Annotated in this window: 18 protein-coding genes; 12 read left to right on the top strand and 6 right to left on the bottom strand. The window is 31.6% G+C overall.

Annotated features, from left to right (window positions below):
• Nucleotides 1-40 precede the first annotated feature (40 nt).
• From WNY78_RS00730 to WNY78_RS00775, 10 genes are all read left to right on the top strand, one after another.
• Nucleotides 41-1,222, top strand: a complete 1,182-nt coding sequence (locus WNY78_RS00730) for an alpha/beta hydrolase-fold protein (protein WP_342871260.1) — start codon at nt 41-43, stop codon at nt 1,220-1,222.
• Between the two features lie 196 nt (nt 1,223-1,418).
• Complete coding sequence (gene radA / locus WNY78_RS00735; RefSeq protein ID WP_342871261.1) at nt 1,419-2,777, top strand: DNA repair protein RadA; 1,359 nt, start codon at nt 1,419-1,421, stop codon at nt 2,775-2,777.
• Between the two features lie 82 nt (nt 2,778-2,859).
• Complete coding sequence (locus WNY78_RS00740; protein WP_342871262.1) at nt 2,860-2,991, top strand: hypothetical protein; 132 nt, start codon at nt 2,860-2,862, stop codon at nt 2,989-2,991.
• Between the two features lie 281 nt (nt 2,992-3,272).
• Complete coding sequence (locus WNY78_RS00745) at nt 3,273-7,121, top strand: LamG-like jellyroll fold domain-containing protein (RefSeq protein ID WP_342871263.1); 3,849 nt, start codon at nt 3,273-3,275, stop codon at nt 7,119-7,121.
• An 84-nt stretch (nt 7,122-7,205) separates the two neighbouring features.
• Nucleotides 7,206-7,691, top strand: coding sequence for a hypothetical protein (locus WNY78_RS00750; RefSeq protein WP_342871264.1), 486 nt, complete (start codon nt 7,206-7,208; stop codon nt 7,689-7,691).
• 2 nt (nt 7,692-7,693) lie between these two features.
• Nucleotides 7,694-8,323 (top strand): hypothetical protein, encoded by a 630-nt coding sequence (locus tag WNY78_RS00755; RefSeq protein WP_342871265.1) that lies wholly within the window; start codon nt 7,694-7,696, stop codon nt 8,321-8,323.
• 313 nt (nt 8,324-8,636) lie between these two features.
• Complete coding sequence (ileS, locus tag WNY78_RS00760; protein ID WP_342871266.1) at nt 8,637-12,041, top strand: isoleucine--tRNA ligase; 3,405 nt, start codon at nt 8,637-8,639, stop codon at nt 12,039-12,041.
• Between the two features lie 4 nt (nt 12,042-12,045).
• Nucleotides 12,046-12,426: a TraR/DksA C4-type zinc finger protein gene (locus WNY78_RS00765; protein ID WP_342871267.1), complete on the top strand. Its 381-nt coding sequence runs from the start codon at nt 12,046-12,048 to the stop codon at nt 12,424-12,426.
• A gap of 129 nt (nt 12,427-12,555) precedes the next feature.
• A complete protein-coding gene (locus WNY78_RS00770) occupies nt 12,556-13,197 on the top strand; it encodes a lipoprotein signal peptidase (protein WP_342871268.1) in 642 nt (213 codons plus the stop codon).
• 14 nt (nt 13,198-13,211) lie between these two features.
• Nucleotides 13,212-14,027, top strand: coding sequence for a M23 family metallopeptidase (locus WNY78_RS00775; protein ID WP_342871269.1), 816 nt, complete (start codon nt 13,212-13,214; stop codon nt 14,025-14,027).
• A 19-nt stretch (nt 14,028-14,046) separates the two neighbouring features.
• Here the strand turns inward: WNY78_RS00775 and WNY78_RS00780 are convergent, their stop codons facing one another.
• The 6 genes from WNY78_RS00780 to WNY78_RS00805 all read right to left on the bottom strand — a co-directional run bounded on the left by WNY78_RS00780 (nt 14,047) and on the right by WNY78_RS00805 (nt 18,894).
• Nucleotides 14,047-14,457, bottom strand: coding sequence for a response regulator (locus WNY78_RS00780; RefSeq protein ID WP_342871270.1), 411 nt, complete (start codon nt 14,455-14,457; stop codon nt 14,047-14,049).
• A gap of 4 nt (nt 14,458-14,461) precedes the next feature.
• Nucleotides 14,462-15,913 carry a PAS domain-containing sensor histidine kinase gene (locus WNY78_RS00785; protein WP_342871271.1) on the bottom strand — a complete coding sequence of 484 codons (1,452 nt, stop codon included), beginning with the start codon at nt 15,911-15,913 and terminating at the stop codon, nt 14,462-14,464.
• Nucleotides 15,914-16,016: 103 nt separating this feature from the next.
• Nucleotides 16,017-16,589 (bottom strand): 5-formyltetrahydrofolate cyclo-ligase, encoded by a 573-nt coding sequence (locus tag WNY78_RS00790; protein ID WP_342871272.1) that lies wholly within the window; start codon nt 16,587-16,589, stop codon nt 16,017-16,019.
• Complete coding sequence (locus WNY78_RS00795) at nt 16,576-17,553, bottom strand: succinylglutamate desuccinylase/aspartoacylase family protein (RefSeq protein WP_342871273.1); 978 nt, start codon at nt 17,551-17,553, stop codon at nt 16,576-16,578. The genes WNY78_RS00790 and WNY78_RS00795 overlap by 14 nt, the downstream gene beginning before the upstream one ends.
• Before the next feature lie 43 nt (nt 17,554-17,596).
• Nucleotides 17,597-18,472 carry a 30S ribosomal protein S6--L-glutamate ligase gene (gene rimK, locus WNY78_RS00800; RefSeq protein ID WP_342871274.1) on the bottom strand — a complete coding sequence of 292 codons (876 nt, stop codon included), beginning with the start codon at nt 18,470-18,472 and terminating at the stop codon, nt 17,597-17,599.
• Nucleotides 18,469-18,894, bottom strand: coding sequence for a RimK/LysX family protein (locus tag WNY78_RS00805; RefSeq protein ID WP_342871275.1), 426 nt, complete (start codon nt 18,892-18,894; stop codon nt 18,469-18,471). The genes rimK and WNY78_RS00805 overlap by 4 nt, the downstream gene beginning before the upstream one ends.
• A gap of 119 nt (nt 18,895-19,013) precedes the next feature.
• Between WNY78_RS00805 and uvrC the strand changes: the two genes are divergently transcribed.
• Both uvrC and WNY78_RS00815 read left to right on the top strand, forming a co-directional pair.
• Nucleotides 19,014-20,807: an excinuclease ABC subunit UvrC gene (uvrC, locus tag WNY78_RS00810; RefSeq protein ID WP_342871276.1), complete on the top strand. Its 1,794-nt coding sequence runs from the start codon at nt 19,014-19,016 to the stop codon at nt 20,805-20,807.
• 56 nt (nt 20,808-20,863) lie between these two features.
• A complete protein-coding gene (locus tag WNY78_RS00815) occupies nt 20,864-23,059 on the top strand; it encodes a patatin-like phospholipase family protein (protein ID WP_342871277.1) in 2,196 nt (731 codons plus the stop codon).
• Nucleotides 23,060-23,271: the final 212 nt, after the last annotated feature.

The raw sequence follows: 23,271 nt of genomic DNA on the forward strand, positions 1-23,271 counted from the left end.
TTAGGTATATTTACAGTCCCTAAATTAAAACCTACTTAAGATGAAGAAAGCCCTACTTTTTGTCTTCTCATTACTGTTTTATGTGCAATCTTTTGCGCAAGTTACCTATGAGAAATTTGAATCTCGAAAGTTAAATTCTACGAGAGAATTAAAAATTAAATTACCCGATAATTACGATCCAGAATCAGATTTAAAGCATCCTGTCATCATCGTTTTTGATGCTGAATATTTATTTGAACCTGTCGCAGGTCAAGTCAGCTATCAAACTTATTTTGATGAAATGCCAAAATCAATAATTGTTGGAGTTGTTCAAGGTGAAGAGCGTTTTTACGATAGTTATTATGATGAGGTTTCAGGGCTTCCATTTGAATCTGGTGACCGTTTCTATAAATTTATAGACCAAGAATTAATTCCTTATATAGATTCTCAATACAATACGAGTAAATTTAAGGTCGCAGTTGGTCATGATTTAATGGGAAACTTTATTAATTCATTTTTATTTCAAGACACTCCAGTTTTTCAAGCTTATATAAATCTAAGTCCAGATTTTAAAGGGACTATGAGTGAAAACGTGGCAACACGATTAGAGTGGTTAGAAAATGATGTGTTCTATTACATGGCAACAGCAGATAAAGATATAAAGCCAATAAGAGACAGAATTAGAAAAACAAATAACGATTTAAAAATATTAGATAATCAATACCTAACGTATTATTTTGATGACCTAGTAGGTGATTCTCATTACACATTGGTAAGTGGTGCTTTATCTAAAGCTTTAGATAGAATTTTTGAATTGTATAAACCTCTTGATGAAAAGGAATTAAGAGAAAAAGCACTTCCATATGAAGGTACATTAGATGATTATATTGTAGATCGTTATAAGCGTATTGATGATCTCTTCGGAATTTTTAAGCCTATTTCCGAAGAAGAATTACAACAATTAATTGCGATTGCAGATGAACGAGAAGACATAGAATCTGTCTACAAAATTGGAAAATTAGCCAATAAATTGAATCCAAACTCTTCTTTTGGAACTTACTATATGGCACTTCATGCCGAAAAATTAGGTAAAACAAAAAAGGCCGTAAAGTTATATGAGTCTGCTCTAGCTTTAGACGAAATGTCTCATATAAACAGAGAATTTATAATGGCTCACGTAGAGGGATTGAAATTCGTAGAAGATGATACCGAAACTGAAAATGAAGACGATGAAGAAAACTAAACTAAGCATTTACTCGACCGACTACTTTTTTGTCTACTTATTTAAAAAAATTAAAGGGTTTTTTACTTCAGGTTTTAGATCAAAACTTGTGGCACTAAAATTCTTTTCTATAATGAGTTTGTTCAAGGATATCAATTAAAAAATCTTAATTTAGCTGAAATTTTAACTGCGGAATCCTTTTTCCGAAGAAAGAAAGATGGCTAAACTTAAAACAACATTTTTTTGTCAAAATTGTGGCACTCAGTATTCTAAATGGCAAGGTCAATGTACCGCTTGTAAAGAATGGAATACAATTACTGAAGAGGTCATCCAAAAACCTGAAAAAAGTGATTGGAAAACACCAGCTAATACCTCAAAAAGAGCTTCAAAACCACTTTTGATAAATGAGATAGATACCTCAAAAGAAGCCAGATTAAATACGATGGACGAAGAGTTTAATCGTGTGCTTGGAGGCGGTTTGGTGCCTGGTTCACTAACGCTTTTAGGTGGAGAACCTGGAATAGGAAAAAGTACATTATTACTTCAAATCTCATTAAAATTACCGTACAAAACTTTATACGTTTCTGGAGAAGAGAGTCAAAAGCAAATAAAAATGCGTGCTGAGCGTATTGATCCAAGTGCAAATCATTGTTATATTTTAACAGAAACTAAAACTCAAAATATATTTAAACAAATAGAATCATTACAACCAGATATTGTGGTCATAGATTCTATTCAAACTCTACATAGTGATTATATTGAGTCCTCTTCAGGAAGTATTTCTCAAATAAAAGAATGCACAACAGAGCTCATTAAATTTGCGAAAGAAACTGCTACACCAGTGATTCTAATTGGTCATATTACAAAAGATGGAAACATTGCAGGACCAAAAATATTAGAACATATGGTCGATACGGTTTTACAGTTTGAAGGTGATCGTAATCATGTGTTTAGAATTCTAAGAGCCAATAAAAACCGCTTTGGATCTACTAATGAATTAGGTATTTACGAAATGCAAGGTTCAGGATTACGTGAAGTTTCTAACCCTTCAGAAATTTTAATCTCACAAAAAGACGAGGACTTATCTGGTAATGCAATTGCTGCTACTTTAGAAGGCATGCGTCCTTTAATGATAGAAGTTCAAGCGTTGGTTAGTACTGCAGTTTATGGAACACCTCAAAGAAGTGCTACTGGTTTCAATGCAAAACGACTTAATATGTTATTAGCTGTTTTAGAAAAACGTGCAGGTTTTAGGTTAGGAGCAAAGGATGTGTTTTTAAATATTACTGGAGGAATTACTGTTGATGATCCAGCTATAGATTTGGCTGTTGTAGCAGCAATTTTATCTTCAAATGAAGATGTCGCATTGCAAAAAGATTTTTGTTTCGCTGCAGAAATTGGCCTTTCTGGAGAGGTGCGTCCAGTTCAACGCGTAGAACAACGCATCATAGAAGCCGAAAAGTTAGGCTTTTCAACCATTTTTGTATCTAAATACAATAAAATTTCTTTGAAACCATCAGCAATTAGGATACAATTAATTTCTAAGATTGAGGATGTTGTAGATTTGATAATTTAATTAATAAATCAGACCTTTAAATAGGTGAATGTGCATTTGCCAAATGAAACATGCGTTTTCACCTAAATTCTTGTAGGTATTCTTGAAAAGTATTTTTTTTTTCACACTACTTTTAAAAACTCTTTCAGGAGTTCCTAGATCTACTGCTGTACTAAGTGGAGGTTCAGATTATTGGTTAAGTGATAGAGTCGTAGAAAATGGTGATGCCAGTTAATTAGCCTTTTTTTGTCATATTTTTAATATAACTATTTCTAATTTACCGTGTATTCTAGCGTCTTTATGAGCGTTTTATTTATAGCAAATGACAATTCAACTGATTTCCTAAACATTTCATCTAATATACACATTGTCTAATGTTTATACTTGTAACTAATGCGTAATATTGTACTTAATATGTGATGAATTACTTAATTGTAATTTGTAATATATTAAATAGATGTCCCTCTTAAAATCTACTTGGCTAATAAACTGGTCATCAAAATTAACCATTGTAATATGAAGCGAAAATTACTACATATAGTATTTTTTCTAATACTTTTTTCTATTCCCCAATTTTCTTTTACTCAAGATACAGATGGTGATACTGTTGTTGATTCTATGGATGAAGATTCAGACAATGATGGCATTTTGGATAGTATTGAAAAAGGTAATTCTATTGTGACTACAAATGAATGTGGTAGCGAAGAAAATTTTGATTTCAGTAATTTACCTACTGAAATTGTAGGTGATAATAATATTTATACATTATTAGATGGTGAGGTATTTAGATTTGCTAATATAGCACCAGGAATAGACGGTCTATTAACAATAAACTCTAGAGTAAATGCTACTTGTCCTTTATTAGATGACAATTCATCCCAAGTTGAATACCTAAAACCAGGCGTAACATGTGGGTCTTTAACAACAGGACAAGAAGGGTATATTGAATTTAATCTAGAATTTGTAACTGCAAGTACAACGACACCTATAGTTATACCAGAATTTTTTGTGAATCTTAATGATATTGATGGAGATAACCAAAAAGCTGAGGTTATTAAAATTCCAGTACCTTATAGTTATGTTATTGATAATCCAACAGATGTCACTATAACTCAAGAAGATGATTTTTTAATAGCAACCTCAGGAACTACCAATTATCAAGGAACATCAAACGCATATTCTACGATTAATGTAAAAGCGCGCTATTTTAATAAATCAAATTTGACTTTTCAAATGGGAATTTTAGCTAGGGCAAACATAAATAACCTAGTAAGATATTTCAGTTTAGAATTTTCTTGTGTCAATAATTTTTCAGATCCTCAAATTTCTTTCAGTGACGCAGATAATGATGGGATTTCAAACTACAGAGACATAGATAGTGATAATGATGGTATTCCAGATAACGTAGAAGCTCAATCAACTGTTGGTTATGTTCAGCCTTCTGGAACTTTTTCAAGTTCAGGAGTTGATTCTAATTACACTGGAGGTTTGACTCCTGTAGATACAGATGGTGATGGGATTCCAGATTTTCTAGATTCAGATTCAGATAATGATGGCACACCAGATATTTTAGAAAACGGATTAGCAAATACCGTTTCTGGAAATGATGATGATAATGATGGTTTAGATAATAATTTCGAAACTGGAAGTCCAAATGATCCTGTTTTCGATGTTAATGAAAGTATTAATAATCCTTCAATCCAATTGCCAGATGCAGATACTGATGTATTAACTGGAGGAGATGTTGACTATCGCGATTTATTTGATGTAAATCCATCACCAACTGCAGAATTAGATTTTGATGGCATAGATGATTATCTAACCGTTGATGGTTTTGTTGATGATTTAGATCAAGTTACAATAATGGCTTGGGTCAAAATAGATAATACAGCTTCTGGCACTATGACTATCGCTGGAGAAGATCAAAGTTGTAGATTGTATATAGACAATGGTAATACAATTGGGTTCTTAACAAAAACAGAAGGAAATACCACACGTTCGGTTATCAGTCCTGCAATAAGTAAAAATGAATGGCATCACGTTAGTGGAGTATTTTCTTCTATAACTGGACTCAATGAGTTATACATTGATGGCGAGTTAGTAGGCTTTAATGTAGGTCCAATAGGTGTAAATATTGAGGTGACGTCAGATAGTAATGGTGCTTTTGAAATTGGACGACGTTCAAGTAATGTAAGTAATAAAGAGTATTTTAAGGGTGAGTTAGATGAAGTAAGAGTTTTTAATAAAGCGCTATCTGCTCCTCAAATTCAGCAAATGGTTTTTCAAGAGATTTTTGAATTCTCCGGAAATGTTAGAGGTACATTAATCGATAAAGATATTATAGATTATTCTAATTCAAACAACGTTTTATGGTCAAACCTTTTAGCGTATTATCCTATGTCTGAAGTTAGAGGAAACAATCTAAATGATTATTCACAATACGGAAGAACGCTTAAAGTGACCAATATCTCATCAATTCAAGCACAAACTGCACCAATGCCTTTTCAAACCAATGCTAATGGAGATTGGAGTACTCAAAATACATGGTTACATGGTGATATTTGGGATATTGAAAATGCAGTGACGAATAAAGATTGGAGTATCGTACACATTAAAAATTTAGTAACATCTACGAATTCACATACTCATTTAGGGTTGTTCATAGACTCAAATCAGAAATTGACTATTAATGGAGACCATAAAGTTGATAATACATGGTATCTAGAACTTAATGGAACTTTAGATTTACAAGCCGACTCGCAATTAATTCAAGGTGCTCATAGTGATTTAGTAACGTCTTCTCTTGGTAAAATATTGAGACGACAAGAAGGGAACTCAAGCGTCTATTGGTATAATTATTGGGCTTCTCCTGTTGGAGCAACAAATGCTACAACATGGTCTGATAATAACTCAATTTTGAACAATGCTAACAATACCAACTATAAATTAAACATGCTCAAAAAAGGAGACGGTAACAACGTACAGTTTACTACTGCTCATGATGAAGTTGGCAAAGTAAGCACACGATGGACGTACCACTACCAAAATGGAGTAACTTATAATGATTATGTTTCTATAGATGACGATACCAATGTACAACCTGGAGTAGGTTACACACAAAAAGGAACTGGAAACTCTGGTAGCGAGCAACAATATATTTTTGAAGGAAAGCCAAATAATGGTACTATTCTAGTTAATGCTATAGATACAGGTGGTAATGGATCAGTGCCATCAATATCTAGAACAGATTATTTATTAGGTAACCCTTACCCATCAGCAATAGATATCCATAAATTTATTTTAGATAATAGTGCTGTACTTGGTGGTGGTGGAGCAATTCAATTATGGCAACAATGGAGTGGGAACTCACACTATTTAGACGACTATAATGGTGGTTATGCGACTGTAAACCTAAGTGGTTCTGTTAGAGCATCACAATTTGTAGGATTAGATGGTGGAAACAGTGGAGGAGAAGAAGGTACAAAATTACCTACAAGATATCTTCCGGTTGGTCAAGGTTTTAATGCCGAAATTGCAAACACAGGAAACATTGTCTTTAAAAATAGTCAACGTGTCTTTGTCAAGGAAGCAGATGCAGATAATTTGGATTCAGACTTAGGTTCAGCATTTTTAAGATCTAGCGAGACACCTGAAATCGGTTCAATTTCCGAAGAAAAAGTAATGCAGAAAATACGTTTAGAGTTTAATTCTGTTGACGGTCCAGCTGCAAGACGTGAAGTATTATTAGCGTTTAGTGATTTCACAACAGATCAGTTTGACTATGGTTACGAAGCCGAAAATTCTGGAGTTGGTAATGATGATATGAGTCTTATATTGGAGGATAAACTAATGCTTATTCAAGCGTATGCTGCAATTGCAGATGATAAGGTTGTTCCATTATCAATTAAAACCTCAGGTGACTATAATTACACAATAAAAATTACAGACCTTAAGAATTTTGATGACGATCTAGCCATCTATTTAAAAGATAATTTTACTGGAGAAACTTTTGAATTGACAAACAATCAGGCCTATGAGTTTTCTTCGGAAAGTGGAACATTCAACACTAGGTTTGAAATTGTATTTCAAGCAGGAGAAGCTTTATCTACAGTAGATGAAAATTATCAATACAATTTGATTTACTTTAATACAGATACTAATAAATTATATGTAAAAGGGCTTCAAAAAAATGTGCAGCATGTACAGATAATAAATATGCTAGGGCAAACGGTTCAAGAATTTAAGGATGTTGATTATCAAGATTTAAATAATGGTTTACAACTCTCTAAATTAAGTTCAGGAACATATGTTGCCTATTTTAAAACCGAAAATGGTATAAAAACTAAAAAGATTCTAGCGCAATAATTTCTAGATAAAATTATAATTAAAACCTATTCTGTTTTAACAGAGTAGGTTTTTTTTTGAAAACCATTTTATTAACTTCGTGATATGAGAAAAATAATAGCAACACTAGTACTAACATTGATTTTGTTTTCCTGCGGAACGAAAGCTACAGCCAAGAAAGAATCGACAAATTCTGGTGAAGTAGAAGAGATGTTAACCTATTCTTCCAATATCATTGGAAATAAAACCTTGGTTCAGAAAAAATTTAAAGGCGCATTAACAGATGAAAAAAGTTTTGAAGATGTTGGTACTTTTGAATATACTACGTATTATGATGCCAAGAAAAAGCAACTTGTTCTAATCGAAAATCTTGAAATCACAGAAAAAAAAGTGTTAGAGAATTACTATTACAAAAATGACGAACTCTACTATATTGCAATTTGGGATCCATATATGGGAAAATCAAAAATTGGAGACACAATAAAGATGAAAATGATTTTGCCAAATGATAAAGCTAAAGATTCAGAAAAAACCAAGATTTATTTTAATAAAGCTAAAATCTTTAAAGACGCTTTTTATAAAAATCTATAAAAATGAAAAGATTTCTATTTCTGGCAATATTAATGATATCAACAATCGTTTTTGCTGAAAACTCTTCTACAGCCGAAGCGACTTTTGATGCTTATGAAGAAGCAACCATTCATTTTCATGATGGAACATCAATTAGAGGTTTTGGCAAAATAACCTATAACTCTTCTATTAAGTTTAAAACTACCGAAGACGGTGAGCCAGACACTTGGACAGAATTGATGTTAAAAGGAATTACCTTACACAGAGAATTAGATGATATCGATTTTTTATATGTCAATGTTAAAAATCGATCAATGATGCAACTTTTGGAAGTAATAGAATTAGGTGAAATCTCAATATTTGTCAACGTTAGCCCATCGACGCAATCAACAAGTACCACATTTAATAATTCGACAGGTCTTTTAAATAGTACTACTACTTTTCAAAATCCTAATTATGAGTTCTTTTTAAAAAAGGATAATGAATCGGAAGCTATTAGACTATTTGGAATAATTAATTTTAGAAAAAAAGCGATTGAGTTTTTCAAAAACTGCCCTCAAATAGTTGATCGACTCAATGAAAGAAAATATAAAAGAGGACACATTATAGAAATGGTCTACTATTACAATGATTATTGCGCAGCTCTTGATTAAGGGAAATGAAAATAGTTCTATTAATCCTAAAATTTATGTGACTTTTTAGTTTTTTTTGTGTCTTAATAGTAGAACACAAATAGTCACACCTAAAATGAAAAACACAAAAAGAATTTTATTATTAATTGCACTTCTAATAGCATTTAAAATGATATTCTTTTAATTGATTTAAAACGATAGAATGACACAAATTAAATCTATCATTTTAATCCATATTTTGTTGTTCACTACGCATTGCCTTTTTTGCCCTAAATAACCTCAATAATTTTACTAAAATTCCTTAATTTCGCGACTCGACTAGAATATAGATATCATGAGCGCGAAATTTCCTGAATATAAAGGACTTGACTTACCAAAAGTTGCAGAAGACATTCTCAACTACTGGGAAGAAAACAACATATTTGAAAAAAGTATTTCCACAAGAGAAGGTAGTGAGCCTTACGTCTTTTTTGAAGGACCACCTTCAGCAAATGGATTACCTGGAGTACACCACGTTTTAGCGCGTGCTATTAAAGATATTTTCCCAAGATATAAAACCATGAAAGGGTTCCAAGTAAAGCGTAAAGCTGGTTGGGATACTCATGGCTTACCTATTGAACTTGGAGTCGAAAAAGAATTAGGAATTACTAAAGAAGATATTGGTAAAACGATCTCTGTAGAAGACTACAATGCAGCTTGTCGTAAAGCTGTTATGCGATATACAGACGTTTGGAACGACCTCACACAAAAAATGGGCTATTGGGTAAATATGGATGATCCATACATTACCTACGATCCAAAATACATGGAAAGTGTTTGGTGGTTGCTTAAAGAAATCTATAACAAAAGCTTACTTTACAAAGGGTACACCATACAACCGTATTCTCCAAAAGCAGGTACAGGTTTAAGTTCTCATGAGCTTAATCAACCAGGAACCTATCAAGATGTTACAGATACAACAGTTGTTGCGCAGTTTAAAGCCAATGCAGATTCTCTACCAGACTTTTTACAAAACGAAGGTGATATCTATTTCTTAGCTTGGACGACAACACCTTGGACACTTCCAAGTAATACAGCATTAACTGTTGGACCAAAAATTGATTATGTATTGGTAGAAACTTATAACCAATATACATTTCAACCAATGAATGTGGTATTAGCTAAGAAATTAGTCAATTATCAATTCTCCGGAAAGTTTAACTTAGTAGAAGATAAATCTGCTTTATTAGACTATAAGTCTAGCGACAAGAAAATCCCATATTATGTCGTAAAAGAATTTGTAGGTAAAGATTTAGTAGGCATCACTTACGAACAATTATTACCATATGCACTTCCTAATGATAATCCTGAAAATGCATTCAGAATCATTACAGGAGATTTCGTAACCACAGAAGATGGTACAGGAATCGTTCATACAGCACCAACTTTTGGAGCCGATGATGCATTAGTTGCCAAACAAGCAACACCAGAAATTCCGCCATTATTAGTAAAAGATGAAAACGATAATTTAGTGCCTCTTGTAGATTTACAAGGTCGTTTTAGACCAGAAATGGCTGAGTTTGCTGGCAAGTACGTAAAAAACGAATATTACAATGATGGTGAAGCTCCAGAACGTTCAATAGATGTTGAGCTTGCTATTAAATTAAAAGAAGAAAATAAAGCCTTTAAGGTTGAAAAATATAAACACAGTTACCCAAATTGCTGGAGAACTGATAAGCCAATTTTATACTATCCGTTAGATTCATGGTTCATTAAAGTGACCGATGTTAAGGAACGTATGGTAGAATTAAATAATACGATTAATTGGAAACCAAAATCTACTGGTACTGGTCGCTTCGGAAATTGGCTAGCAAACGCTAACGATTGGAATTTATCAAGATCTAGGTATTGGGGAATTCCGTTACCAATATGGAGAACAGAAGATGGTACAGAAGAAATCTGTATTGGTTCAGTTGGAGAATTGAAATCAGAAATGGCAAAAGCAGTGTCTGCTGGAGTGCTAGCTAAAGATATTTTTGACGATTTTGAAGTTGGCAACTTTTCCGAAGAAAACTATGCTAAAATAGATTTACATAAAAATATCGTCGATGAAATTGTGTTGGTGTCTCCAAAAGGTCAACCAATGAAACGCGAAAGTGATTTAATTGATGTATGGTTTGATTCTGGATCTATGCCTTATGCACAATGGCATTATCCGTTTGAAAATAAAGAATTAATTGACGATCATAAAGCATATCCTGCCGATTTTATTGCAGAAGGTGTTGATCAAACTCGTGGTTGGTTTTATACATTGCATGCCATTGCAACAATGGTATTTGATTCCGTAGCCTATAAAAATGTAGTGTCTAACGGATTGGTATTAGATAAAAACGGACAAAAAATGTCCAAGCGTCTTGGTAATGCTACAGATCCATTTACAACTTTAGATGCTTATGGAGCAGATGCCACGCGTTGGTACATGATTATGAACGCAAATCCTTGGGACAATTTAAAGTTTGATCTCGAAGGGATTGAAGAGGTGAAACGTAAATTCTTCGGAACATTATATAACACCTATTCATTCTTTACATTGTATACCAATTTGGATAAATTCACATACAGTGAAGCAGATATTCCTTTAGCCGAACGTCCAGAAATTGACCGTTGGGTATTATCTGAATTACATACGTTGATTCAAAAGGTAGATGATTATTATGCTGAATATGAGCCAACAAAAGCTGCGCGAGCAATTTCAGAATTTACTCAAGATTATTTGAGTAATTGGTATGTGCGTTTGAGTAGAAGGCGTTTTTGGAAAGGCGATTATGAGACTGATAAAATTTCAGCATATCAAACCTTATACACCTGTATGGAAACGATTGCTAAGTTAGGAGCACCTATTGCGCCTTTCTTTATGGATCGTTTGTATTTGGATTTAAATTCTGTGTCGCATAAAGAAGCTTTTGAAAGTGTGCATTTAGCAGATTTTCCAAAATTTGATGCGTCATATGTCGATAAGAGCTTAGAACGTAAAATGGAAGCTGCCCAAACAATTTCTTCATTAGTATTATCGTTAAGAGCTAAGGAGAAGATAAAAGTGCGTCAACCATTGCAAAAAATCATGATTCCTATTGATTCTAAAGAACAAAAGGATGAGATTATGGCTGTTGCAGATTTGATAAAATCTGAAGTTAATGTCAAAGCTGTTGAGGTTTTAGAAGATGCAAGTGATATATTGGTAAAACAAATAAAGCCTAACTTTAAAGTGTTAGGACCTCGTTTTGGACAAGACATGAAGGCTGTTGCTCAGGCAATTAACGGTTTTACAGCTGATGATATTAAAAAAATCGAACAAAACGGTGTTTTAGACGTTGAAATAAACGGAAAAAGTATTACATTAGAACTGTCAGATGTAGAGATTACATCAAAAGATATTGAAGGTTGGCTCGTAGCAAGTTCTGGAGCTTTAACAGTAGCTTTAGATGTAACATTAACAGAAGAATTAAAGAAAGAAGGAATCGCAAGAGAGCTCGTAAATAGAATTCAAAACTTGCGAAAAGATTCTGGATTTGAATTGACTGATAGAATTAGTGTTCAATTTCAAAAAGATGCTCAAATTGAAGATGCAATTGAGACAAATTTAGAATATATAAAGACAGAAACTTTAACCAATAAGTTAGAGATTATAGAAACCTTAAATAGTGGTATAGAAATTGCTTTTGATGACGTAAATACCAAATTATTTATCCAAAAATTATAAAATTATGGCAAACGATAACACAGTAAGATATTCAGATAAGGAATTAGAAGAATTTAAAGTACTTATTTTAGACAAAATAGAAAAAGCAAAGCACGATTTAGATCTTATTAAAAGTGCTTATATGAATGATGGTAACAATGGTACAGATGATACTTCACCAACGTTCAAAGCTTTTGATGAAGGTAGTGCTGTAATGAGTAAAGAGTCTAATTCTCAATTAGCAATTAGACAAGAGAAATTTATTAGAGATCTTAAAAATGCCTTAATTCGTATTGAGAATAAGAGCTATGGTGTTTGTAGAGTGACAGGTAAACTCATAAATAAAAAGCGTTTAGAATTAGTGCCTCACGCAACTTTGAGTATCGAAGCTAAAAATATGCAGTAGTATTATTTCTTCGGAAATATGATTATATAACACAAAAACGTCTTAATAAATAAGGCGTTTTTGTGTTTTATAATGTAAACTTTTAATTCATATTTTTAACCTTATTTTTGTCTTGTCTAAATAATCACGATGTCTTTAAAAAAAGCTACAATTTTAATAATACTCATTTTACTTATTGATCAAATAAGTAAATTCTACATCAAAACACATTTTGCTTTAAATGATAAAACTATCGTTTTTGATTGGTTTCATATTGCCTTTGTAGAAAATGATGGAATGGCTTGGGGAACAAAAATTAGTGATTTTGTGTCTTTTATCTCAGATAGAACAGCAAAAGTTTGCTTAACTGTTTTTAGAATTTTAGCCGTATTTGGAATTGGATATTGGTTGAAAAAATCAATAATTGATAACAGTTCTAAGACTTTGATTTTTGCTATTTCATTAATATTAGCTGGTGCTTTAGGTAATATTATAGATTCTGTTTTCTACGGAATAATATTTGATTCAAGTTCTGGACAAGTCGCTACTTTTCTGCCAGAACAAGGTTATGATACACTACTTCACGGTAGTGTTGTAGATATGTTACATTTTCCAATATGGAAAGGAGAATTACCTAATTGGTTGCCGTTTTTTGGAGGTAAATCATTTAGCTTTTTTGATCCTGTGTTTAATATAGCTGATATGGCAATAAGTACTGGTATTGGGATTTTGATATTCTTTAATAAAAGAGCGTTTAAAGATCGCTTACAAACTGTAGATTCAGAAATTTAAAAATTATTTAAAATATGAAAAAAGCTGTATTAACCTTAATCGCTGGTGTTATTCTGCAATTGTCTTCGGCTCAAATTAAAGTGAAAACGTATAACAAACCTATAGAAAATGGGTATGAATATTTTGCTGATAATCTAGAAAATTGTCCAGTATCTATTCGTGTAAAATTTGAACTAAGAAATTTAAAATCATCAAACGGAAACAATCAAGTATTTTTGTTACCTGCTAATTCTAAAGGGAATAAACTCACTACTTTAAAAGTTATTAAGAAAGGAAAATATGGCTTCAATTCTAATACGAGGTACAATTATGGTGATCATAACTTAAAAGTATATGATAATGATTTTGAATATATTTTACCTTTTCAAAATGAAAATACGTTTAAATTATCTCAAGGCTATAATGGTGAGTTTTCACACCAAAATGAAAATGCGTTGGACTTTACAATGCCAATAGGAACAAATGTTGTTGCGGCAAGAGCAGGTGTAGTCGTAAAGGTTGTTGAAAATAATACTAGAAATTGTCCAAAAGAAGAATGTCAAAAATTTAATAATTTAGTATTAATTTATCACGATGACGGTACTTTTGCTGAGTACGTTCACTTAAAGCAAAATAGTGTAAAAGTCAAAATTGGTGATACAGTAAAACAAAATCAAATTATAGGTCAAAGTGGTAATACAGGATGGTCTTCAGGACCACATTTGCATCTTGTAATATTTATTCAAACTTTAGACGGTAGGAATACCTTAAAAACAAAATTTAAGATTGACGATGGTACACAACCTAAGTTTTTAATTGAAGGAGAAAAATACACTAGAAATTATAATTAATAATAATTCATTTAAGTAGTTAAGCAGTCCTAGAAAAAACAGCTTCTAACTCATCAATTTTAACAGGTTTTACTAAGTAATTTTCTACACTAGATAACGATTTTGCTTTATCTATATCTGTGATATTGATAGAAGAACTTACAACATAAAGTGTAATTCTCTTTTTAAATTTATTTTGAATTTTTGTAAAACGTTCAATAAATTCCCAACCATCCATTATTGGCATATTAATATCTAATAAAATGATTTCTGGGATACCACTTTGTTCTATGTTTTGGAGTATCGTTTCAAAATAATCAATACCATCTTTCCCATCTTTAAATACGAGTAGGTTGTCACAGAGTTTTTTAGTTTCTATGATTTTTTTTACTAAGGTCACATAGATACTATCATCATCTATAATGCACGCCATTTTTATTTTTTGTTCCATTATACTAAAATTTTATAGTAAATATAGTTCCTTTATTAACTTCACTATCAACTGTAATTTGACCATTGAGAGCTTCTATTTGATTCTTTGTTATAAACAATCCAATCCCAACTGCGTCCTCATTATAATGAAAGGTTTTATACATTCCAAATAGTTTATCTCCAAACTTTTCCATGTCAATTCCTACACCATTATCACTAATTTCTAAAATAACACGATCGTCATTTCTAAAATCTAAAGACGTTTTAAAACTAATAATTGGATCGCGATCTGGATGCTTATACTTAATAGCATTCGTCAAAATATTAAGTATGATACTTTCCATATAAGCAGGAACGTATGATACTATATCTCCAGCTTCAAAATTTGAAGTAATTGTGGCATTGTTAGTAAAAATAATTTGACTTATTGATGTGCATACTTGATTTAATGTAGCTTCAATACTAACGTTTTCTTTATGTTGGTCACAATTAGTTTGAATGGTAACAACTTCATTTAAATGGGAAATAGTTGTATTAAGACTTGTTGAAACATCTTTTATAGTATCTAATAATTCTAATTTTTCATTAGGATCATCTAAGCTTTGAATAAATAGTACAATCAATTCTAAATTGCTACTGTGTGATCTTAAGTTATGCGAGACAATATGTGCAAAATTAAATAATCTTGAATTTTGAGAAGCAATAATTTCTGAAGTTCGTTTTAAATTTATCTCCTTCATTTTTACTTCATCAATATCTTGAAAAATACCACGCATACCAATAATCTCCTTATTATCGTTAAATACAGGTTTTCCAATTGCTCTAGCCCAAAATTTCTTATTTGTAGATTTTACCATTAAAATTTCAAGGTCAAATGGTGTTCCAGAGATGGCACAATTAAAAAAGGCGTCTGAAGCTATGGATTGATGTTCTTCAGCATATAGCTTTTGTGCCATACGTAAAGTTGGAATAAAATCTGAAGGGTAATCCAAGATTTTTCTTGTAATCTGATCCCAATAGCTTGACTTGTTTTCAAAATCGATATACCAACTCCCTGTTGAGGTTATTGCTGCAGTTTCTTGAAAATAATAATCGTTTTTTACCTTGTCGTGGGTTTTAAGTTTTGCTTTAAAAAAGTAAATAGCCTGTGAGCCTTTTTTTAAATTAACATCTAGCTCTTCCTTTGTTTTACATACAAACTCATCATACTCTCCTTTACTATTTAAAAGAAGTATGTTTTGTTTAAAATGCACATTGTGTCTAACAAGATTGTAAAAGTGATCTTTAAATAAAAACTTATTTTTTTTATGTATAATATGGTTTAAAAAGAAATCCAGATTAGTCTCTAAATGAGAGATGTCATAACCAAGTTCTGTTATGAATGATTGTGACCAAAAACAGGTATTATTGTATAACTCCCAATAGCTAATTTTGCTGTTAGGAATTACATATTTTTGTATGATTGATTCTGACATTTTTAGTAGGTTAAATGCAATTTCTAATTTTTAGGGCTTGTATTAAGTATGCAATATACTAAAAAATTACAGTTAATCTAATTTATTGGTATTTTGTCGATTTTTATTTTCTTCGGAAATCGTATATTTTGTCTGGAGTTACGCAGTAGTCTAATGTAACGTCGAATTCGTTTGTGTCAGAAATTTCTTCAATTTCTTCGTAGAATGATAAGCCAATCTTTAAAGTCTTAGATTGACATCTGGATAAAAATGTATCATAAAACCCTTCACCATAACCAACTCTATGTCCAGTTTTGTCAAAAGCTAATAACGGGATGAAAACAACTTCAATATGTTCTGTAGCAATTGGTATTCCTCCAATAGGTTCAGGAATATTCCACTCGTTTTTTTTGATTTTTGTGTTGTCGGTTAGTAAGACATGTGTCATTTCTCGTGTAGAAAAATCACTTTTTGAGATGATAATGTTTTTGTCTTTTCCGGAGAGAATATTTAAGATGTAATCAGTATTAACTTCTTTATGTTCTATAATAGATAAAAAGATATGATAGAATTCGTAATCCCAAATTGGTAGACCTAATAATAGATTAGCGATTTTTAAGCTTAAATCTTCTACTTGATCTTGAGAAAGAGATTTCCGGAGTGATTTATAATGTTTTCGTATTTCAGCTTTTATCATCTTTTAAACCTATTGAAATATGAAAAATAGCATCACCTTGATAAATAATAGGAGATTCGTTGACATTAAAAATATATCCAGCATTAGGCGCTTTTACAAAATGATTGAAACTTCCATAAGGATCTGTAATATTACCTAAAACATCATCTTTTTCTACATAAGAATTTATGACGACAGTTGGTTTAAACATCCCAGAAAACTTAGCTCTCAACCATTTACTGTCTTCGATAATTATTGCTTCAGTTTTAGGTTTAGATACTTTAAATTTAGAAGTTAGCATTCCCAAATGATGCAAAACACGTTTAGCACCATTTACTCCAGTATTTGTTATTGTATCGTGAATATTAAAGGATTTTCCACCTTCAAACAAAAGCATTGGCACACCAGCTTTACTACAAGCGTTTCTAAATGATTTATTTAAATTTTGCGAATAATAGATAAAAGGTGCTCCAAAAACATGTGCTAACTCTTTAAGATTTGGATCTTCTTTTGTAATTCGAATTTGTGCTGCATTAAAACGACCAGCTCCACCTGTGTGAAAATCCATTGCAAAATCAACATGAGGTACCAATTCTTTCATTACAAAATGTGCAACTCTACTTGCTAGAGATCCATTGGCACTTCCTGGGAACACACGATTAAGATCTCTTCCATCAGGAAATAAACGATCCATGTTTAAGAACCCAAAAACATTAATTACAGGAACACAAATCGTAGTTCCAATTTTGGGTTTATTAATGCCTTTAGCAATAATTTGTCTTACAATTTCAACACCATTAATTTCATCACCATGAATACCAGCAGTAATTAAAACGGTTGGACCAGATTTTCTAGAGCGCTCAATAATTATAGGGACTTCTAGTGTATTACGTGTGTGAAGTTTTGCCACTTCAAAATTTACGATGGCACTTTTACCTAAAGCAATTTTTTCGCCTAAGATTTCTAAAACGTCTTTATTACTCATTATAAATTATTTTTATAGATGATATTTTGAGACTTAATTAATATTATTTTCTATTGCGTTCAATAAACGTAATAATGGCTTTTGCTATATTTTTTCCTGTTGCACCTTCTATTCCTTCTAATCCAGGAGTAGAATTTACTTCTAATAATAAAGGACCTCTAGCAGATTGTAACATATCAACTCCACATACAGGAAGTTTTAATGCTTTAGATGCATTCATTGCTAGTTTGAGTTCGTCTGCATCTAATTTAATAATATTAGCGCTTCCACCACGATGAAGATTAGATCTAAATTCTCCTTCTTTACCTTGACGTTTCATTGCTCCTACTACTTGTCCGTCAACAACCAAAGCTCTTAGATCTGCACCTTTAGCTTCTTTAATAAACTCTTGTACAATCACTCTGGCTTGAAGACCATTAAAGGCTTCTAGTACCGATTCTGCTGCGTTCTTGCTTTCTGCTAAAACAACACCTAAACCTTGAGTGCCTTCTAAAAGTTTAATAATTACAGGAGTTCCACCTACATGCTCAATCACCTCTTCTACATCGCGAGAATAGTTAGTGAAAACTGTTTTAGGCATTCCAATTCCGGCTTTACTCAAGCGTTGTAAACTTCGCAATTTATCTCTTGAGCGTTGAATCGCGTCTGAAGTTGCAATAGTAAACACTCCCATTTCTTCAAATTGACGAACAACTGCACAACCATAAAAGGTAACTGATGACCCAATTCTTGGTATTATGGCATCAACATAATCCAGATAACGATCATTATAAAAAATGGTTGGTTTTTCTTTTTCTATAATAATGTCGCATTTAAGAGGATCAATGATTTCTACTTTATGTCCTCTAGATCTAGCTTCTTGTACAAGACGATCTGTTGAGTATAATTGGGCATTTCTGGATAAAATTACTATGTTCATGAGTTGGAATTATTAAAAGAAACATTTTCTAAATTGACATCAACCAAAAATTTCTTGCTTAGAAATTGTCGTCCAATTAGTACAGGGAATTTCATGTCGTCTCTAGTGCTTAAAGTTAAGTTAATCTTATATGTTTTACCAAAGAATATGATGTCTGATTTGATTTTATAACGGTTTTCTTTAAATCCATTACTACTTTTCACATCAGTATGTGTGTAGGTATCAAAAATAATATGTTCACTTTTAAAGTTAGGATGACCTTTACTCTCAAAAGTACAAATGAGTTTACCGTCTTGCTCAATTATTTTAGAACAGTGAATTGCAGAAGTATAAGCACCTGTATCTATTTTAACATCAACATGTTTTAAATTTAATTTAGGGAAATCGACTTTATCAATTCGTCCTATTACTTTTTTGGTCATTTTTATATTTTAAAAGAGGCGAAAGGTAAACAATAAGTGTATTTCAAAAATAATTTTATCCTCTAATTTTTAACACATAAAAAATGAGTTTTAAATAGTAAGTATTAACTTTGATAAAAATGGATAAACCTACACTAGAGATACAAATTAAAACACTGCCTCACCAACCTGGTGTGTATCAATATTTTGATGCTGATGAGAAGTTAATCTATGTAGGAAAAGCAAAAAACATAAAAAAAAGGGTGAGTTCTTACTTCACTAAAACTCACGAAAACGGTAAGACAAGAGTTCTAGTAAAAAAAATAGCAAGTATTAAACATATTGTTGTAGAGACAGAAACAGATGCACTTTTACTAGAAAATAACCTTATAAAAAAATACAAACCACGTTATAATGTATTGCTTAAAGATGATAAATCGTATCCTTGGATTTGTATAAAAAATGAACGCTTTCCTAGAGTATTTACAACGCGACGCATGTTTAAAGATGGCTCAGAATATTTCGGTCCATATACAAGCATGAAAACGGTTTGGACATTACTTGATTTAATAAAGGGTTTATATAGCTTACGTACGTGTAATTATAATCTTTCCGAAGAAAAAATTGAAGCCAAAAAGTATAAAGTTTGTTTAGAATATCATCTAGGTAATTGCAAAGGTCCATGTGAAAATCTACAAAGTGAAGCCGAATATAATGTGCATATTGTTGCCATACGAGAAATATTAAAAGGAAATTTTAAAGATTCTCTATCGCAATTTAAAACCCAAATGAAAGAATTGGCTCAAGATATGCATTTTGAAGAAGCGCAGCGAATTAAAGAAAAAGTTGAGGTTTTAGAAAATTATCAAGCAAAATCAACGATTGTAAATCCTAAAATTAGCAATGTTGATGTGTTTAGCATTATGAGTGATGAAAGTTACGCTTATGTCAACTTTTTACAATTATCTTACGGAAGCATTATCAGATCGCACACTTTAGAGATTAAAAAGAAATTAGACGAAACCGATTTACAATTATTAGAACTATCAATTACTGAAATTAGACAACGTTTCAACTCCACTTCAAAAGAAGTTTATGTGCCTTTTAAAGTAGACTTAGGTGAAAATATAAAAGTAACTGTGCCAATATTGGGTGACAAAAAAAAGATTTTAGACTTATCGCTTCGGAATGCTAAATACTATCGTATGGAGCGTTTTAAACAAGTTAAAATTGTGGATCCAGATCGTCATGCTAATAGAATTATGGCGCAAATGAAAGTAGATTTACGACTTGGTGAAGAACCTCGTCATATTGAATGTTTTGATAACTCAAATATACAAGGTACAAATCCTGTGGCAGCATGTGTGGTTTTCAAAGATGGGAAACCAAGTAAACGAGATTACCGTCATTTTAATATAAAAACGGTTGTTGGTCCAGATGATTTTGCCTCTATGGAAGAAGTCGTTTATCGTCGTTACAAAAGATTACTGGATGAAAAACAACCCTTGCCGCAATTAATAATAATTGATGGAGGTAAAGGGCAGTTATCGTCTGCGTTAAAGAGTTTGGATGCTTTAAATCTTCGGAATAAAATTGCAATCATCGGAATTGCAAAACGTTTGGAAGAATTATTCTATCCAGACGACCCAATTCCCTTATATTTAGATAAAAAAAGCGAAACGTTGAAAGTTATTCAACATTTGCGAAACGAAGCTCACCGTTTTGGGATAGAGCATCATAGAAATAGACGTAGTAAACAAGCATTAAATACAGAGCTAGAAACCATACCAGGTATTGGAGAGCAGACCGTTGTAGCTTTAATGAAGCAATTTAAGTCGGTAAAGCGCATTTCCGAAGCAAAAAAAGAAGATTTAGAAAAGGTTGTTGGCTTATCAAGAGCTCAAAAAATAATAGATTATTATAGTAATAAGTAATAAGCGTTGTGAAAATTAAATTTATAATCATATTGATGCTATTGAGCACGTTTTCAATGAAAGCGCAAACCAATGCAAATGACCAAAAACCTAAAATTGGTTTGGTTTTGAGTGGTGGTGGAGCAAAGGGTTTTGCGCATATTGGTGTTTTAAAAGTAATAGATAGTCTTGGGATTAAAGTTGATTATATTGCTGGTACAAGTATGGGAGCAATTGTTGGATCTTTATATGCCTCAGGTTATACTGGGAAGCAGTTAGATTCAATTTTTGATAGCTTAGATTTTGATGCAGTTATTAATGATAATTTACCACGATCCTCAAAATCAATTTATGAGCGTAATAACACTGAGAAATATGGTATAATACTACCGTTTAATGATTTCAAACTAAAATTACCTTCGGCTTTATCTAGAGGTCAAAATATTTTTAATTTATTTACGAAATTAACCCTTCATGTAAGTGATGTAGATAAATTTGAAAACTTGCCAATTCCGTTTTTTTGCATTGCTACTAATATAGAAACTGGGAAACAAGTGCTTTTAGATTCTGGTAATTTGCCACAAAGTATAACGGCTAGTGGAGCATTTCCATCATTATTTCAACCTGTGGTTATAGGTGATGATTTATTAATTGATGGTGGAGTTGTAAATAATTATCCAATTGATGAGCTTAGAGCAAAAGGAATGGATATCATTATTGGCGTTGATGTGCAAGATGATTTGGCAACTCGGGATGAAATGATTTCTGCTCCAGATGTATTGATGCAAATAAATAATTTTAGGACAATTAATGATATGAAAGTGAAGTCTAAAAAGACTGATATTTATATAAAACCAGATATTAAAAACTTTACAGTTATTTCATTTAGTGAAGGAAAAGAAATCATTAATAACGGAAAAATAGCAGCTTTAGAGCAGTTGTCAGCTTTAAGTGAACTTCCCAGAAATATAGATGGTACCACAAATAGTAATCAAGAATTAGATCTAACATCTAAAGATAGCATCATTTTAAATGGAATTAATATCCAAGGTAATAATCGCTACACACGAGCTTATATTTTAGGTAAATTAAAACTTAAAGGAGATGAAAAAATAAGCTATGAGGATTTTAATCAAGGTGTGAATAATTTGATAGCGACTAATAATTTTGATTCGTTTCAATATGGTTTTAAACATACTAAAAACAGAGAAGGTTATGATTTTGAAGCTCAACTTCGAGAATCTAGAGTCACAACATTTTTAAAATTAGGGATCCATTATGATGATGTTTATAAAAGTGCTGCACTCGTTAATTTGACAAAAAAGCGATTGTTATTTAATAATGATATAGCAACATTAGATCTTATTTTTGGGGATAATGTGAGATATAACTTTGAGTACCTAATTGATAAAGGGTTTTATTGGAGTGTTGGATTACGTTCAAGGTATAATCAATTTGAAAAAGGTATTAATAGCGAATTACTTCTAGATGAAGAACAAATAAATATTACAGGAATTAACAAGTTAGATGTTAAGTTTAGAGATCAAACCAATCAATTTTACTTGCAAACATTGTTTAGAAAAGATTTTGCGCTAAGTGTTGGAGCAGAACATAAGCGTTTGAATGTTAAATCTGAAACAATAACAATTAATTCTCAAACCGATGAGTTTTTATTTGAAAACACAGATTATTTTAGTGTCTTCGGAAATTTGAAACTAGACACTTATGACAATAAACATTATCCGTCATCTGGTGTTTATTTTTGTGGTGACTTACATAATTATTTATTTGCATCGTCATTTAATCAAGATTTTGAGCGATTTTCTATAGCAAAAGCCGAAATGGGTTATGCATTTAAAGTTTCAGATAAAATAAGTTTCAATTTTCAAACTGGAGGTGGTTTTAAATTTGGAGATAAATCTACAAACACCTTAGATTTTGCCATTGGTGGTTATGGAAATGATTTTATAAATAACTTCGTTCCGTTTTTGGGTTATGAATATATTTCGCTCACAGGTAATAGTTATGTGAAAGCTTATGCAAGTGCTAATTATGAGATTTTTAATAAAAACCATATTACTTTAGAAGGAAATTGGTCAAATATAGGTAGTGATATCTTTGATTCTGGAGAGTGGTTGACATTACCAGATTATAGAGGTTACGCTTTAGGATATGGAGTTGAAACGTTTTTAGGACCCATACAAGCAAAATTTAGTTACTCACCAGAACAACGCGAAAGCGTTTGGTATTTTAATATTGGGTTTTGGTTTTAAAACTAAAAAGCAGTATAGAATTTAATCTTACTGCTTTCTAAATTTTCTAGACTTATCTAAGTTGTAATATGCTTATAACTTATTGTTTTGTTCTTTCTTCAAGTACTTTATTACATACCATACAAAAAATAAAAACCAAACGATTTGTGTTAGTAAACTGAATTTTGAAGGTGTTGTATTTTCAATATTTATAATGTCTAAAATAAAATTAT

This window comes from Psychroserpens sp. AS72, assembly GCF_038900375.1.
Classification (GTDB): domain Bacteria; phylum Bacteroidota; class Bacteroidia; order Flavobacteriales; family Flavobacteriaceae; genus Psychroserpens.

Excerpts from the sequence above, each read along its gene's own strand:
- rimK (WP_342871274.1), bottom strand. The coding sequence starts at position 18,472 with ATGAACATAGTAATTTTATCCAGAAATGCCCAATTATACTCAACAGAT.
- WNY78_RS00765 (WP_342871267.1), top strand. The coding sequence starts at position 12,046 with ATGGCAAACGATAACACAGTAAGATATTCAGATAAGGAATTAGAAGAA.
- WNY78_RS00755 (WP_342871265.1), top strand. The coding sequence starts at position 7,694 with ATGAAAAGATTTCTATTTCTGGCAATATTAATGATATCAACAATCGTT.
- WNY78_RS00795 (WP_342871273.1), bottom strand. The coding sequence starts at position 17,553 with ATGAGTAATAAAGACGTTTTAGAAATCTTAGGCGAAAAAATTGCTTTA.
- WNY78_RS00730 (WP_342871260.1), top strand. The coding sequence starts at position 41 with ATGAAGAAAGCCCTACTTTTTGTCTTCTCATTACTGTTTTATGTGCAA.
- WNY78_RS00750 (WP_342871264.1), top strand. The coding sequence starts at position 7,206 with ATGAGAAAAATAATAGCAACACTAGTACTAACATTGATTTTGTTTTCC.
- WNY78_RS00770 (WP_342871268.1), top strand. The coding sequence starts at position 12,556 with ATGTCTTTAAAAAAAGCTACAATTTTAATAATACTCATTTTACTTATT.
- WNY78_RS00815 (WP_342871277.1), top strand. The coding sequence starts at position 20,864 with ATGAAAGCGCAAACCAATGCAAATGACCAAAAACCTAAAATTGGTTTG.
- WNY78_RS00785 (WP_342871271.1), bottom strand. The coding sequence starts at position 15,913 with ATGTCAGAATCAATCATACAAAAATATGTAATTCCTAACAGCAAAATT.
- WNY78_RS00790 (WP_342871272.1), bottom strand. The coding sequence starts at position 16,589 with ATGATAAAAGCTGAAATACGAAAACATTATAAATCACTCCGGAAATCT.
- ileS (WP_342871266.1), top strand. The coding sequence starts at position 8,637 with ATGAGCGCGAAATTTCCTGAATATAAAGGACTTGACTTACCAAAAGTT.
- WNY78_RS00780 (WP_342871270.1), bottom strand. The coding sequence starts at position 14,457 with ATGGAACAAAAAATAAAAATGGCGTGCATTATAGATGATGATAGTATC.
- WNY78_RS00775 (WP_342871269.1), top strand. The coding sequence starts at position 13,212 with ATGAAAAAAGCTGTATTAACCTTAATCGCTGGTGTTATTCTGCAATTG.
- WNY78_RS00745 (WP_342871263.1), top strand. The coding sequence starts at position 3,273 with ATGAAGCGAAAATTACTACATATAGTATTTTTTCTAATACTTTTTTCT.
- uvrC (WP_342871276.1), top strand. The coding sequence starts at position 19,014 with ATGGATAAACCTACACTAGAGATACAAATTAAAACACTGCCTCACCAA.
- WNY78_RS00805 (WP_342871275.1), bottom strand. The coding sequence starts at position 18,894 with ATGACCAAAAAAGTAATAGGACGAATTGATAAAGTCGATTTCCCTAAA.
- radA (WP_342871261.1), top strand. The coding sequence starts at position 1,419 with ATGGCTAAACTTAAAACAACATTTTTTTGTCAAAATTGTGGCACTCAG.